The following is a 14,222-nucleotide window of genomic DNA, read 5'->3' as shown; positions in this document are numbered from 1 at the left end:
ACGATGGCAGCGAAAGGTTGAATTGGAGAAGGCGGTATGTCCTCAAACTTAGAAGGGAACAAAGCACTGGGGCGGCGATTCTTCGCCGCCATCGAAAGCGGGAATTTCAGCGTCTTCGACGAGATCGTTACGCAGGATTATGACGACCATCTGGCTGGGCAAGGTCGGGGGCGCGAGGCGCTCAAGCAGTACTTCGCGGGGCTTCACTCAGCGTTTGCTGATCTGAAGCTACCGATTTCGGCGATCGTCGCCGAAGGCGACCAGGTTGCTGTCCTGAATGCCGTCCGCCGGACGCACAAAGGCGATTTCGCCGGTGTCAAGGCCACTGGCAGAGAGATCAATACAATGGCGTTTCGGCTCTACCGAATTGAAAATGGGCATCTCGCCGAGCATTGGGAAGTTGCGGACTTCTCGACGCTTATGCAGCAACTTCAAGGATGATCGCGGATGTCAATGGTTCGCACGGGCGTACCTGCTAGCGAGACTGTTTGATATGATGGCCGAGGCGTTTCAGGCGGTGTTGGCAGTTCTCGTGTTGCTCGCGGTGCGGACGGCAAGCTACGAAGCGAACAGAGCGAGCCGCGATTGTCCTTCGAGCTTCGCCATCTTCGTTAACAGGTCGCGGCTGCCGAGTATTGGGACTTCCGCAAGGCGGCGTTGGCGTACATGGCTACAAGCATCGGATGGCGGCCTCATTCGCTTTCGCTGATTTGAACTTTGCAGATCTCGGCCATCGTGGCCGCAGACGACCAAGTGGCAGCCTTAAACGCCTTCTCCGGCAGGCACGGAGGCGATTTCGTTGGAATATGTCCACAAACAGAAGAATCGACGCGATGGCATCTCAGCTTTGCCGTATCCAGAATGGCCACCTTGCGGAGCATTGTGAAGTCGCGGACCTTGCCAGTTGTAGGGTGAAGCACGGTGAGGGCACTCCCTCCACATCATCGGTCAGGAGGCCTAAGCTTGGCTGGGAAATTTTTGAGACAAACGAATTGCGCAGAGGCGCCGGATGTGAGGCGAAATTTTGAATGAGAATGCGCTGAGATCGTTGCTGGGCAACGCAACGTCAGCTTTCGTCACCAGCCAAATCGTGAGGGCGCTATGTGAGCGCGGGCCACTGTCGGCCGCACAGGTTGCCCGGCTCACCGGACTTGCTCGCTCTACCGTGTCAACCGCGGTGGCGGAGCTGAAGCTCTTGGAAATTGTCATTGAGGGACCTGCGACCAATAGCACCCCTAGGGCAATCGGCCGACCGGCGACCCCGCTAACGCTCAATCCGCGTGCCGGCACGTGCGTGGGCGTTCACCTCAACCAGCAGGACATCCGCCTGGCGATCGCCGATGTCTCACATTCAGTAATTTTGGAGAAAAGTATCGAAGTTGAACCGGGCTATTCGCCCCAATGCGCGGCGGCCGTCGTGAGGGACATCGTGACCGTGGCTTACGGGGTTTGCGGGCTGGACATCTCGGCCCTGCTCGGCGTCGGCGTCTCGGTCTGCGGGCCGGTCAGCCCTGGGGGCATGGTGCAGCGCGCCAACGGCATGCCAACCTGGGCGGGAGTGAACATTTCGCAGATTTTCGGCGCCGTGTTGGAGAAGCCGGTCTTCGCGGACAACGAGAGCAACTGCTCGGCGCTGGCCGAAATGATGTGGGGTGCAGCCGCCGGTTATGAAGACTTCGTCCTGTTGAAACTCGATCTCGGTGTGGGCGGCGCGATCGTTCGCAACGGCAAAGTTATCACTGGGGTCGCCGGAGGGGGCGGCGAATTCGGTCACATGAGCATCGAGCCTAATGGCGGATTGTGCCGCTGCGGCAACCGTGGATGCCTCGAAGTTCAGATTGGCGTCGATCGCTCCCTGCAAGAGATGTCGAGGCTTTATGGGCGCATCATCACTATTTACGACGTGTCGGCGATGGCGTCCCAGGGTGATGTGGGCGCGCGTCGAATGATCGAGGACATGGCGGAACAGGCCGGCCGAGGGCTCGCCCTTATCGGCACGATCATCAATCCGCCGCTCGTCATCGTCAGCGGGCGTATGACGCGAGCAGGCGACATGCTGCTCAAGCCTCTCGTTGCGGTCTACGAAAAGCACACGCTGATGAAGGCACGCGATGTGCCTTCCCCGATGCGCACCCGCGTCATGATCGGAAAGCTGGCGGAGAATGATGCGGTGCTCGGTGCCGTCGGCTTGGCGCTTCGTGGGCTAGCTGCCTTACCTTGATCATGAGAGGGTCCTCAGGCTCGCTCATCTCGCGTTGGCTTTTCGTTCAAATCCGGCCGTGCTCTCAAAGTCGAAAAACTGCTGGATGGCCAGGGCTGCTGCCCCGCGTGACCACACATTGTTGTCCCAGTCGATTTCGACCGCTGGCGGTTTCTCAAACGAGGATTCTCTGACAGTGTTCACGAGGGGGTCGACGAGCGCAGGGCCGAAGCGGACCGCCTCGCCTCCAACGATGACAACTTCCGGATCGACCAGATCGATCATTGCGGTTACCCGACGCCCGATGTCACAACCGACTTCGCGCAGATACTCTAATGCGAGCCGGTCGCACTTCGCTGCGGCCTGCTGAAGGTCGACAGGGGTCTTGGGGGAGCGCTTGCGGATCTCCTGCCAAGCGCGGACTATCGCCGGTTCCGACAAGCGTCGATCCCAGCTCAGCCGCTCCTCGGTGGCGATCGAGCCGGCGTCTTCCTTGACCGGGAATCCGATCTCGCCAGCAGCGAAACGCGCACGGCGATGGATCTGACCGTTGAAGATAAACGCCGCCCCGACGCCGGTTCCAATGATCAGCACCAGCACTGAGTTGCGCCGACGCCCGTGGCCGAACAGCTGCTGAGCTATTGCGAATGCATTGACGTCGTTGTCGACCCAGACCGGCACACTGATGCGTGATGCAATAAGTGCCGCTATCGGCACGTCCCTCCAGTCGAAGCGCTGCGATACCAGGCAAATCCCTCTGTTCACGTCGATCAGCCCGGGCATCGCCATGCCAACACCGACAAGTTTCTGACGACCTTCGCGCCTATTCCGCAGGAGTGTGGAGACGCCCTTCTGGACCGCTGCAGCGACCGTGGCCGGCTCATGGTCAGCGAGCGGCAACTCGCAAGTGCCGATCGGTTGGGTGGAGAGGTCGGTGAGCGTACCCTCTAGCCGGTGCTGCGATAGCTTGAAGCCGATGGACCAATGCCTTGCGTAATTGATACTGAGCGGTATCGGGCGACGGCCGCCACTGCTTTGCGCGCTCTTGCCTTCAACAACGATGCCTTCCTCGATCAACTCGCCCGCAACGCCAGACACTGCGGCTGGGCTGAGGCCCGTCATCGCCGCTACTTCCATGCGGCTGAGCTCGCCCTCCCGCCGTAAACAATTGAGGATGAAGGCCTCGCTCAACGGCCGCCCGCGCGACAGGGATTGGATGGATGGCGCCGACGAGCTGGTGATCAAGCTGTCCTCGCCCGATCCTTTCCGCCGGCCGCAAGGCATGAGCCTTGCCGCCTTCACCGATTTCCTGGTCGAGCAGTTCCGCGACACGGTGGCCCGGGTCGGCGCCGACAGAATCGGCGCTTTCGTTGGTGAGCCCGTGCAGGCCTCGGGCGGTGTCATCGTGCCGCCCGACGGCTATCTCAAGCGCATCCGCGAGATCTGCCGCGACAACGACATCCTCTATGTCTCCGACGAGGTGGTGACGGGCTTCGGCCGGCTTGGCCATGTCTTCGCCTCGGGCGAGGTCTTCGGCATCGATCCCGATATGATCACTTTCGCCAAGGGCGTCACCTCGGGCTATTTTCCCGCTCGGCGGCGTCATCATCTCGGAACGGCTGCTGGAACAACTGCGCCGCTCGAACCATCCCGATGCGATGTTCGGTCATGGGCTGACCTACACCAGCCACCCCGTCGGCTGTGCGGTGGCGCTGAAAAACCTCGATTTGCTGGAAGAAAGCGTGCTTGCGCATACGCAGGCGGTCGCCCCCTATTTCCAGGCGCAGCTGAAGACGCTGGAAGAGTTGCCGCTGGTCGGCGAGGTGAGGGGCTTGGGACTGATGGGCTGTGTCGAATGCGTCGCCGACCGCGAAAGCAAGGACCCGCTGCAGCTCGACAAGGATGTCGGAAAACGTATCGATGCCCATTGCTATGAGCTCGGCCTCCTGGTGCGGCCGCTGATCAACATGTGCGTGATGTCGCCGCCACTGATCATCAGCCGAGAGCAGATCGACGACACGGTGGCGATCCTGCGCGAAGGCATTTCACGGACGATGGATGATCTACGCAAAGAGGGTGCTTGGCAGGGGTGAGGTGAGCTGTACAGGCGGCATCGAAGGCCGGCATGCCATAGCCCGGGCTTGCCCGCTCGATGACATCGAAACCGCCGAGACCCCAGGCATAGCCCAGCCAGCCCTGGTAGAGGGCACCTAGCTTGTTTCGGCGCGAAGAATCGTAGGTGAGCGCGATCGACGGCTCGATGCCATGGAAGTCCGAAAGGTCGATGCCAATGGCATAGCCCAGATTGCCGTTGCCAGAGTTCTTCGGCAGATCCACCTTCGGCGTGCCGATCGCCTCTGGATCGCCGCTTTCGGAGGTCGTCGTCGTCGCCAACGTCGTCGCGGCAGGCTCCTCGGGCGCGGCCTGGCTGTCGGTCGACTGATCTGTCGTTCCTACCTCGGCCGCCGCGTCGGGAGCCTCGGCCGCGGGCGCGGCATCTCCCGTGGCATTTGCCGCCGGCGTTGCACCAGCATCATCCGTACCGGAGGCTGTTCCCGAACTCAGCGCTGCCCCGCCATTACCAAAGCCGCCGTCCGATGGTGCGCCAACATCTGGCGAAGTCCCTTGCGCCTCCTGCGCAAAGGCCGCCATCCCTGCAGAGCTTCTAATATAAGAAACAAAAGATGTATCCGCGCCGAAGACGCCTGCGGCAAGCATTGCCGCACCAACAAGCAACTTGTTCATGATTCCCCCGAGCCCAAGTTGCTTATTTCTACTCAACATCCACCAAACGGGTACGACGCCAATTCGTCACAGAGGCAATATCCACAGGGAAATTTTCGAAAGGCACCAGTGGCACCCGTCAATCGTCTTCTGCTCAGCGAGTTAGGCAGCGTGAACAAAACTTTGCGATTGCCGCCTGCGAATCGCTGCGCTGCTCGGACTTCCCCTCCATCGTCGTATTTCAGGCGCGGCAGCAGCTGCCACCCTGCCGGCTAGAGCGCCGCTTACCGTGAAAGCCCCTGTTCGAGCTTTCCGAAGCGCACCAGATCGTTCAGCGCGGAACGGATTTGCGGCCAGGGGAATTCGGAGCATTCCTCCCAGCCTCGCCCTTACGCAATACAGCGTCGAGCTTGCCCGCCACACCAGCAAGAGTGGTGGCGGGGGGTCGTTGAGAACGCTTCCAGCAGATAGTCAGCCCGCTCACCTGTGGCGCCTTGTCACCACGGGCGAGACGGGCGCGCCGGTGCTCACGCGACACCGCAACGCTGGCGGGATGGATGGCATAGGCCTCGATGTCGCGCGCCCACAGCCAACGCGCCAGCCAAAAGCCGACGCCGGCCGCCTCACAGGTGACGGCGATGCGCTTGATCGTGTGCCCGGCTTCGTCGCGCCAGCGCTGCAGCAGCTTCAACAGTGATGGTGCGGCAGCATCGATCTTCTTGAGGGGCTGGCGCTTGAGACCCGGTACGAGCGCGGCGACGAGCCACTTCGCCTTGCTCATTTCGATGACGGCGATGACCGTGTTATCCTGTTCAAGAGCGGTAAGGGACCGGCTCGCGTCAAAAGACTGCGACATGGGGTGCCTCCTTCTGATGGTGGATCCAACAGCGCCTAAGGTGCCCCACTCTCGCCGCTCGCCCCATAGCGTCTACTCCCCACTTTTACGGTGATCGAGCAGCTCTGATCTTTCTTCGCCTTGGCGGCCGCCGGGATGCAGTGCCCGAAATCACGGGCGCCTGACGCACGAGATCGACGACGCGCGATTGATGAATCGAAAATTAGCGCTCAAGCCCCTTGAGCCAACGTTCGGAGTCGATCCGATCCGGTTGAGAGTATTGGTCGGCATTGTCGGCTCTGCCGCGGGCAAGCAAATACTCGACGACACGGATCGGCTTGAACTCTTCCTTCAGAACGGCAATAGCCTCTTTGGGGCGGGCCCGGCCACACATAACCACATCTAATGCCGCATAGCTGTGCTCTGGCCAAGTATGGATACTGATGTGAGATTCCGCCAATAACAGTACGCCTGAGACACCCTCGGGTGAAAACCGATGGAAGTTTGAAAAAAGTATAGTGGCTCCAGCGGACTGTGCGCTTTTCGTAATGGCTGTTTCGATAAAAGCGGGATTGCCAAACCTGTGCCGCCGAACAGATCGACAATATAATGGGCGCCAGCGCAGATCACGCCGTTAACTGAAACAAAGCTACCTGCACCGCCTTCGCGATTGTGCGACATGCTAAAAGCTCCAAAATATCGAAGGAGATCGCTCAGCTATTTTTCTGGCCGACCCAAACGAAAATGGCGTCGTAAAGTGGGTCCCGCTGTATCTCGATACGACGGCATTCCAGCGGGGTGAGCCCCGCATTCTTCATCGCGCTGGCTATCAGTTCGATGCTCAAATACGAATTGTCGTGCCCATCCTTCTGCGCAAATGACTGCCGCCTTGCCCAATCCGCTCCGATAGTTCGGCCCGTGGGTGCAAGGTGATCAGCGATGTGCTGGAAGCAATCGTCGTACGCGTCAGCTGTCCCCGAAATCGCTAGATTACCGAAGGCAGTGATCAAGTCGTATCGGTGGCTGTCCATCCAACTTGGCCACCGCTTCAGGCAGTCGAAAATCAAGAACTCGGCAAAGCGCTCGCGAAGCTGGTTGACCGAGTGATTGGATATTTTGAAATGATCGGCTACCCAACCGTAACACTCAGGAAGCGGTTGATTGCTCCGTACGAAGTTCGCTAGCACGCTAAGGGCTTCAGGCGCGATGTCGCAGCAAGAGAGGCGATTGACTCCCTTGGTTGGGAGATACCAGAACAGCGTCGAAGTTCCAGATCCCAGATCGAGAGCATTTCCCATAACGCCCCATTCCGCCATCGCCTTCAAAATATCCTCGGCCCCTTGGCCCTTGATGAAGGGGCCGGAGAAATACTCCGTCAGATAGGTCTCAAAATAAGCTCGGACGGACGGACGCATTGGAACCAACTGCAGGTCTTTCGTTCGAAAGGCATCACGGTCGTTCTGGAACCCTCGGCCGAGTTCCCACATAACCCCGGACGGGGGGAGCTGATCGTCCCGAATGTCGGTAGTTGCGCTGAGAAGAAAAATCATTCGGGCGTCGTTCGGCTGGTACCAGTTGCGTCCGTAGTCGCCGAACACCTTTTCAACCTTCAATCCAGCATCGACGCAGAGCGCCGTGAACTCGTCGACTCAGTAAGGCCTAAGTCGAATGGTCGTCTCGGTCTCGTCGATGGCCGTCTCAGTGTCACGAATGTGTCTGAACGACACGTCGACTGTGCCGTCACAATTGTGTTGCTGCATACGATGACGAGACAACGTGAGCCTGGCGGCTAGCGGGCGCGTCCACTCAAAGCGCCAACTGCCATCAGGGGCAGTAGGATCGAAATAGTCTGGCTGGAGGTAGGCCTGTTCTGGCCTGACCTTTGCGAAAGACGATAGGTCGATCATCAATGTCCCATCGTCCGAGAGGTGCCGTCGCAGCGCTTTGAGCGACTGCCGCGCCTGGGACAAGTCTACCAACAGCTGAAATGCCTCTCGGGGCACGAGGATAAGGTCGAACCGCTCTTCGAGGTCCAACGTCCGGAGATCCCGAACGAGTGCTGACACATTGTTGAAGCCGAGTTTTTCAGCCTTTTCTGTCAGCCGTTCGACCATAGCCGGTTCGTTGTCGACAGCGACTATCGAACATCCGCTTCGAGCCAAATTAAGCGCGTTACGCCCGACCCCACACGGAATCTCAAGGACCGAGCGCGTAGAACCACCAACAAGACTGGCGAGAAAAGCATGGTCTACAGTGTCCGTATATTCGACATCGTAGTACGCGGCCCGTTCTTTATATGATATCTTATGCCGCATCGCCATGGCCGCCCCCTCACGCGGATTTCTTGGCCAATGCCTCGATCAAGGCAAAGTCGCTAATCACGTGCGGATGGATGATCTCACCGTTTTCAACAAATTTGCCCTTTTGGGAAACCGAGTCCTGGAAATCCTTAAGGAAAATCGATTTGCCGAGACTAATAAGATAACGCGTATGGTTTGTGGTTGCCCCGATCGACGCCGTCTGATGCACGTGAGCTGGCATTACGGGATCCTTGTAGTGCCAAACGCCATGCACCTTATATGGTGCCGCGCCCATCCAGGTGAATGTATGGGCCGTCGGGATGTATCCTGCTCCATAGCCGCAAGTGACGTCGATGATCATCGAGCCTTCCTTCATCTTCTTGACGAGTTCGTCTGTGAGCATCGCTGGTGTATCGTAGGTCGAAATCAAAGTCGCTCCGATCACCAGGTCGGCGTCGGGTATCTCTCGCTCCAGGGCTTCTTGCGAGACAATCAGGCATTTGACGTTCGAGGGAACGGTCGCCTCAAATCGGCGGAGGCTTTCCTCGCGGTAGCCAAAGACAACAACTTCGTTTCCGAGACCTGCGGCTGTTCGAGCAGCTGCTGCGCCGACATTTCCATGCCCGATGACGACGACTTTCGGCGGCTTCATCCCCGGTAGGGAAGCCAGCATTATGCCGAGCCCTCCCTGCGTCGATAGCAGGTGATGGGCCCCAAAGAGCACAGCCAATTTCCCGCTGATCTCGCTATCGGGCGTCATGAGCGGAAACGAACCATCTGCGGCCTGAAAGTACTCATAGCTATAGGCTGTCACCCCATGCTCGCGCAGGTGGTGCGTTAGCTCGTAGTTTTCGCCTGGGTAAAAGTATGCGCCAATATGCAGCGGGCGGCACAGGTACCGCCGTTCGGCGACGCTCGGAAACTTATATTTCAAGAGGAATGGAGAAACTGTCCAAGCCTCGTCTGTTGAAACGATTTCGCCCCCTGCCGCCTTGTAGTCCCCATCAAACGCTCCCGAGGCGGCTCCGGCATCATGCTCAACGTAAACCTTAAAACCGGCCTCGACAAACTGTCGAACACCTTGCGGAAGCATGATAACCCGCTTCTCGTTGTCGCGGGTTTCTTTCAGGATAGAGACCGAGGGTTTATCCGTCATATTGGTACTCTTCATTTCGAGATTTTGTAGAAGTGTCGCGCTAGGCCCCTGACCTGCGTCCTGGTTAGATTCGAGCTGTTTCGTCGCGTTTTAGGAATAGCGTCAGCCGCACCAGCAGACTGAGAATTCCCACCTAACGCTGCGAAAGCGTTAGCGGACGATGCAGGGCTTTCATTCGGCAGGAGCCTGCAGCAGCGCTTCGTCTGATCTTCTCAACCTTCCGCATTCTCTTCCTCCCGAGCCCGCTCATAACGCTCAGCATTTCCTGACCGATCTCCGTCGCCTCGACGCTTGCGGTATGGGAAGCTCTGACCCGAGCTCTCGCCTGATATTCCCGCCCGCGGTCCCTTCACGTCCAACCTCAGACGGCGAGACAATGCCGACTATTGTGTTTCGCCCGATCGTCAATGAATTGCTTCAACTCGGCTCGCCACATAATCAGTCCCCGTGGCTCGGCATGGTACGCCTGCAGATCTTCAGCCATCTTCAGTTGCTCCGAGCAATTCAGGCGAATTGCCATCGTCATCTCCCTTGGTTTGCGGGCAATTGCCGTCACGATGGCTTCCCAAAGTTGATGTGCAAGTGACGTGCCATCCTGATGATGTAGCTCCGCGCTGATACTCAAGTTGGGCCGGCCGCCTTCTCCCCGCGCGCGTCTTCTTTTGTTGCTTTGAGGGCTTCGCACGAAATGCAAAACGTTCGACTATAATGCGTCCGTTCGATAGTGGACAGTTTGGGCCAAAGGCCACAATATTGTTTGCATCGGTCGAGACACATGGGAGCGGCGCCGGCTTGAGCGCTGCCGCCCAAGCCGCTTCGAGAGCATGCCGCTCATCCATCTCATCTGCTTTTGGACCGATTTTGACACAAAACTTTCTCTCCGGTGCGCGACACCCAGGCTGGAGCGCGTATGTTGACATAAAGATGTCTTTATGTGAATGGACACTACTGTCGTCTTGAGGATGAAAATGTCGCAGAATTCTGCATCGCTGGACGCATTGTTCGGCTCCGTCGCGGCAAAGCCCGACGAGTCGGAAGTGCTTGCGGCGCTGACGGCAGCGGCGCGTGAGCGCATCCTCATCCTCGACGGCGCCATGGGCACGCAGATCCAGGGGCTGGGTTTCGATGAAGATCATTTCCGTGGTGAGGCCTTCGCCGGCTGCGCCTGCCATCAGCAAGGCAACAACGATCTTCTGATCCTGACGCAGCCGAAGGCAATCGAGGAGATCCACTATCAATACGCCATCGCAGGCGCGGATATCCTCGAAACCAACACCTTCTCCTCGACGTCGATCACCCAGGCCGATTACGGCATGGAGGATGCCGTCTATGCGCTGAATCGCGATGGCGCGCGGCTGGTGCGGCGCGCCGCTGTTCGTGCCGAGCAGCAGGATGGCAAGCGCCGTTTCGTCGCCGGCGCGCTGGGGCCGACCAACCGCACCGCCTCGATGTCGCCCGACGTCAACAATCCCGGCTATCGCGCCGTGACCTTCGACGAATTGCGCCTCGCCTATGGCGAGCAGCTGCGCGGCCTGATCGATGGCGGCGTCGACATCATCCTGATCGAGACGATCTTCGACACGCTGAACGCCAAGGCGGCAATCTTCGCAGCAGAAGAGGTCTTCAATGAGAAGGGCGTGCGCCTGCCGGTGATGATTTCCGGCACCATCACCGATCTGTCCGGCCGCACGCTGTCCGGCCAGACGCCGACCGCCTTCTGGCATTCGGTGCGCCATGCCAGCCCCTTCACCATCGGCCTCAACTGCGCGCTCGGCGCCAATGCCATGCGCGAGCATCTGGCCGAGATATCAGGCGTCGCCAACACTTTTGTCTGCGCCTATCCAAATGCCGGCCTGCCCAATGAATTCGGCCGTTATGACGAGAGCCCGGAATTCATGGCCGCGCAGATCGAGGATTTCGCCCGCGAGGGGCTGGTCAATATCGTTGGCGGCTGCTGCGGTTCGACGCCTGAGCACATCCGCGCCATCGCAGAGGCGGTGCGGAAATATCCGCCGCGCACCATTCCCGACATCGTGCGCAAGATGCGCCTGTCCGGGTTGGAACCGTTCACGCTGACGGATGAGATTCCCTTCGTCAATGTCGGCGAGCGCACCAATGTCACCGGCTCAGCCAAGTTCCGCAAGCTGATCACGGCGGGCGACTATGTCGCCGCGCTCGACGTGGCGCGCGACCAAGTCGCCAATGGCGCGCAGATCATCGACATCAACATGGACGAGGGACTGATCGATTCGAAGAGGGCGATGGTGGAGTACCTCAACCTGATCGCCGCCGAGCCGGACATCGCCCGTGTTCCTGTCATGGTCGACAGTTCCAAATGGGAGATCATCGAAGCCGGCCTGAAATGCGTGCAGGGCAAGCCGCTGGTCAACTCCATCTCTATGAAGGAAGGCGAGGCGGCATTCCTGCATCATGCCAGACTCGTGCGCGCCTATGGCGCGGCGGTGGTCGTCATGGCCTTCGACGAGGACGGCCAGGCCGACACCAAAGCGCGCAAGGTCGAAATCTGCACCCGCGCCTACAAGCTTTTGACCGAACAGGCCGGCTTCCCGCCCGAGGATATCGTCTTCGACCCCAATGTCTTCGCCATTGCCACCGGCATCGAGGAGCACGACAATTACGGCATCGACTTCATCGAGGCGACGGGAGAGATCACCGGGACGCTGCCGCATGTCCATATCTCAGGCGGCGTGTCGAACCTGTCCTTCTCGTTCAGGGGCAACGAGCCGGTGCGCGAGGCCATGCATGCGGTGTTGCTTTACCATGCTATCCAGGCGGGCATGGACATGGGCATCGTCAACGCCGGACAGCTTGCCGTCTACGAATCCATCGATCCCGACCTGCGCGAAGCCTGCGAGGATGTCGTCAACAACCGTCAACCGAAAGGCGGCGGCACCGCCACCGAACGCATGCTGGAGATCGCCGAACGCTTCAAGGGCACGGCGGGCCAGGAAGCCAAGGAGCGCGACCTCGCCTGGCGCGAATTGCCAGTTGCGCAGCGGATCAGCCATGCGCTGGTCAACGGCATCACCGAATTCATCGATGCCGACACCGAGGAAGCGCGGCTGGCCGCCGAGCGCCCGCTGCATGTCATCGAAGGCCCGCTGATGGCCGGCATGAACGTCGTCGGCGACTTGTTCGGCGCCGGCAAGATGTTCCTACCGCAAGTGGTGAAATCGGCGCGGGTGATGAAACAGGCGGTGGCCGGCTTGCTGCCGCATATGGAGGCCGAGAAGCTGGCCAATACCGCCAATGGCATCGACAATGGCGAACGCCAGACGGCGGGCAAGATCCTGATGGCGACGGTGAAGGGCGATGTCCACGACATCGGCAAGAACATCGTCGGCGTCGTGCTGGCCTGCAACAATTACGAGATCATCGATCTCGGCGTCATGGTGCCGGCGGCAAAAATCCTGCAGACGGCGCGAGAGCAAAATGTCGACATCATCGGCCTGTCCGGCCTGATCACGCCCTCGCTCGACGAGATGGCGCACATGGCCGCCGAGATGGAGCGCGAAGGCTTTGACATTCCGCTTTTGATCGGCGGCGCGACGACCAGCCGCGTGCACACGGCGGTCAAGATCCACCCGCGCTATGCGAAAGGCCAGACCGTCTACGTCACCGACGCCAGCCGGGCGGTCGGCGTGGTGTCGTCCTTGCTGTCGAATGACAGCAAGGCGAAGTATGTCGACACGTTGCGCGCCGAATACAAGAAAGTCGCCGACGCGCATGCCCGGTCCGAAGCCGACAAGCAGCGGCTGCCGCTGGCCAAGGCGAGGGCCAATGCGCATCGGATCGATTGGTCTGAATATGAGCCGCCGAAGCCGTCCTTCACAGGTGTGAAGGTCTTCGAGAACTGGGATCTCACGGAACTCGCGCGCTACATCGACTGGACGCCGTTCTTCCAGACCTGGGAGCTGAAAGGGCGCTATCCCAAGATCCTCGAAGACGAAGCGCAAGGACCCGCCGCGCGCCAGCTGTTCGAGGATGCGCAGGCGATGCTGAAGCAGATCATCGCCGAAAAATGGTTTGCGCCACGCGGCGTCATCGGCTTCTGGCCGGCCAATGCCACCGGCGACGATATCAGGCTGTTCACGGATGAGGGGCGATCGCAGGAGCTGGCGACCTTCTTCACGCTGCGCCAACAACTGACCAAGCGCGACGGCAAGGCCAATGTCGCATTGTCGGATTTCGTCGCGCCGGTGGACAGCGGAAAGCCCGACTACATCGGCGGCTTCATCGTCACGGCCGGCATCGAGGAGGTGGCGATCGCCGAACGATTTGAGAGGGCCAATGACGACTATTCGTCGATCATGGTCAAGGCGCTGGCCGACCGCGTCGCTGAGGCCTTCGCCGAGCGCATGCACGAGAAGGTGCGCAAGGAGTTCTGGGGCTATGCGGTCGACGAAAAGCTGGCGCCGGACGAGCTGATCGGCGAGCCCTATCGCGGCATCCGCCCGGCGCCCGGTTATCCCGCCCAGCCCGACCACACCGAGAAGGCCACACTGTTCCGGCTGCTCGACAGCGAGCGCAATGCCGGGGTGAGCCTGACCGAAAGCTATGCGATGTGGCCCGGCTCGTCTGTGTCGGGGATCTATCTGTCGCATACCGAAAGCTATTATTTCGGCGTCGCCAAGGTCGAACGCGACCAGGTTGAGGACTATGCACGCCGCAAGGACATGCCGCTCGCGGAAGTGGAGCGCTGGCTCGGACCCATTCTCAACTATGTGCCAGCGCACTATGCCGAGGCTGCGGAGTAGTGGCGGCAAGCTCTGCCGTCTTACGCTCCGAGCCGCAACTGCCGTTTCTGTATCATGGAAATGAGGTCCCGGATAAACGCTCAGGTCATAGGAATGTCAGCTGAGGCACAATTTCCATTCACGCGTTTCCGGCCGCCTCAGCGATGGCCATATCCCTCGCGCGCAGGAAGACGCTCTCCATCCGCCAGTGCTCGTTGGTGTAGCGGGGGTCGTGTGCCCATTCGTCCCA

At 59.7% G+C, this 14,222-nt stretch carries 11 protein-coding genes and 1 pseudogene; 4 read left to right on the top strand and 8 right to left on the bottom strand.

Annotation, left to right across the window (positions count from 1 at the left end; all coding sequences use genetic code 11):
* The first annotated feature begins 36 nt into the window (after positions 1-36).
* On the top strand, positions 37-441 hold the full coding sequence (locus tag NKI63_RS20725; protein WP_352466329.1) for an ester cyclase: 405 nt from the start codon (positions 37-39) through the stop codon (positions 439-441).
* Between the two features lie 583 nt (positions 442-1,024).
* A complete protein-coding gene (locus NKI63_RS20720; RefSeq protein ID WP_352466330.1) occupies positions 1,025-2,221 on the top strand; it encodes an ROK family transcriptional regulator in 1,197 nt (398 codons plus the stop codon).
* Between the two features lie 24 nt (positions 2,222-2,245).
* Here NKI63_RS20720 and NKI63_RS20715 read toward each other — a convergent pair whose 3' ends face one another.
* Entirely contained in the window at positions 2,246-3,322 is a 1,077-nt protein-coding gene (locus tag NKI63_RS20715) for an ROK family protein (protein ID WP_352755701.1), read from the bottom strand.
* Between the two features lie 52 nt (positions 3,323-3,374).
* Between NKI63_RS20715 and NKI63_RS20710 the strand changes: the two are divergent.
* Positions 3,375-4,293, top strand: a pseudogene (locus tag NKI63_RS20710) (aminotransferase class III-fold pyridoxal phosphate-dependent enzyme); the annotation flags it as partial.
* Here NKI63_RS20710 and NKI63_RS20705 read toward each other — a convergent pair.
* The 7 genes from NKI63_RS20705 to NKI63_RS20675 form a co-directional block, all read right to left on the bottom strand.
* The gene (locus tag NKI63_RS20705; RefSeq protein WP_352752663.1) at positions 4,196-4,945 is read right to left on the bottom strand and encodes a hypothetical protein; all 750 of its coding nucleotides are present in this window, start codon (positions 4,943-4,945) and stop codon (positions 4,196-4,198) included. The pseudogene NKI63_RS20710 and the gene NKI63_RS20705 sit on opposite strands and share 98 nt — an antisense overlap.
* Before the next feature lie 310 nt (positions 4,946-5,255).
* Positions 5,256-5,780, bottom strand: a complete 525-nt coding sequence (locus NKI63_RS20700) for a hypothetical protein (protein WP_023721587.1) — start codon at positions 5,778-5,780, stop codon at positions 5,256-5,258.
* A gap of 202 nt (positions 5,781-5,982) precedes the next feature.
* Positions 5,983-6,384 (bottom strand): adenosylmethionine decarboxylase, encoded by a 402-nt coding sequence (gene speD, locus NKI63_RS20695; protein WP_084642945.1) that lies wholly within the window; start codon positions 6,382-6,384, stop codon positions 5,983-5,985.
* An 88-nt stretch (positions 6,385-6,472) separates the two neighbouring features.
* Positions 6,473-7,372, bottom strand: coding sequence for a class I SAM-dependent methyltransferase (locus NKI63_RS20690; RefSeq protein ID WP_352466333.1), 900 nt, complete (start codon positions 7,370-7,372; stop codon positions 6,473-6,475).
* A 36-nt stretch (positions 7,373-7,408) separates the two neighbouring features.
* Complete coding sequence (locus NKI63_RS20685; RefSeq protein ID WP_352823160.1) at positions 7,409-8,074, bottom strand: class I SAM-dependent methyltransferase; 666 nt, start codon at positions 8,072-8,074, stop codon at positions 7,409-7,411.
* Between the two features lie 16 nt (positions 8,075-8,090).
* On the bottom strand, positions 8,091-9,215 hold the full coding sequence (locus NKI63_RS20680) for an NAD(P)-dependent oxidoreductase (protein WP_352466335.1): 1,125 nt from the start codon (positions 9,213-9,215) through the stop codon (positions 8,091-8,093).
* A gap of 361 nt (positions 9,216-9,576) precedes the next feature.
* The gene (locus tag NKI63_RS20675; RefSeq protein WP_031194737.1) at positions 9,577-9,840 is read right to left on the bottom strand and encodes a hypothetical protein; all 264 of its coding nucleotides are present in this window, start codon (positions 9,838-9,840) and stop codon (positions 9,577-9,579) included.
* 343 nt (positions 9,841-10,183) lie between these two features.
* On the opposite strand from NKI63_RS20675, the gene metH reads away from it, so the two are divergent.
* Positions 10,184-13,993, top strand: a complete 3,810-nt coding sequence (gene metH / locus NKI63_RS20670) for a methionine synthase (RefSeq protein ID WP_352466336.1) — start codon at positions 10,184-10,186, stop codon at positions 13,991-13,993.
* Positions 13,994-14,222: the final 229 nt, after the last annotated feature.

Origin of the sequence: Mesorhizobium sp. M0410, from assembly GCF_040321435.1 — a bacterium.
Lineage (GTDB): Bacteria > Pseudomonadota > Alphaproteobacteria > Rhizobiales > Rhizobiaceae > Mesorhizobium.
Note: the sequence above shows the minus strand (reverse complement) of the source record. Positions and strands in the feature narration are given on the sequence as shown.

What these genes read in the sequence shown, in the direction of transcription:
- metH (WP_352466336.1), top strand. Translation starts at nt 10,184, where the DNA reads ATGTCGCAGAATTCTGCATCGCTGGACGCATTGTTCGGCTCCGTCGCG.
- NKI63_RS20685 (WP_352823160.1), bottom strand. Translation starts at nt 8,074, where the DNA reads ATGCGGCATAAGATATCATATAAAGAACGGGCCGCGTACTACGATGTC.
- NKI63_RS20680 (WP_352466335.1), bottom strand. Translation starts at nt 9,215, where the DNA reads ATGACGGATAAACCCTCGGTCTCTATCCTGAAAGAAACCCGCGACAAC.
- NKI63_RS20700 (WP_023721587.1), bottom strand. Translation starts at nt 5,780, where the DNA reads ATGTCGCAGTCTTTTGACGCGAGCCGGTCCCTTACCGCTCTTGAACAG.
- NKI63_RS20705 (WP_352752663.1), bottom strand. Translation starts at nt 4,945, where the DNA reads ATGAACAAGTTGCTTGTTGGTGCGGCAATGCTTGCCGCAGGCGTCTTC.
- NKI63_RS20715 (WP_352755701.1), bottom strand. Translation starts at nt 3,322, where the DNA reads ATGACGGGCCTCAGCCCAGCCGCAGTGTCTGGCGTTGCGGGCGAGTTG.
- NKI63_RS20725 (WP_352466329.1), top strand. Translation starts at nt 37, where the DNA reads ATGTCCTCAAACTTAGAAGGGAACAAAGCACTGGGGCGGCGATTCTTC.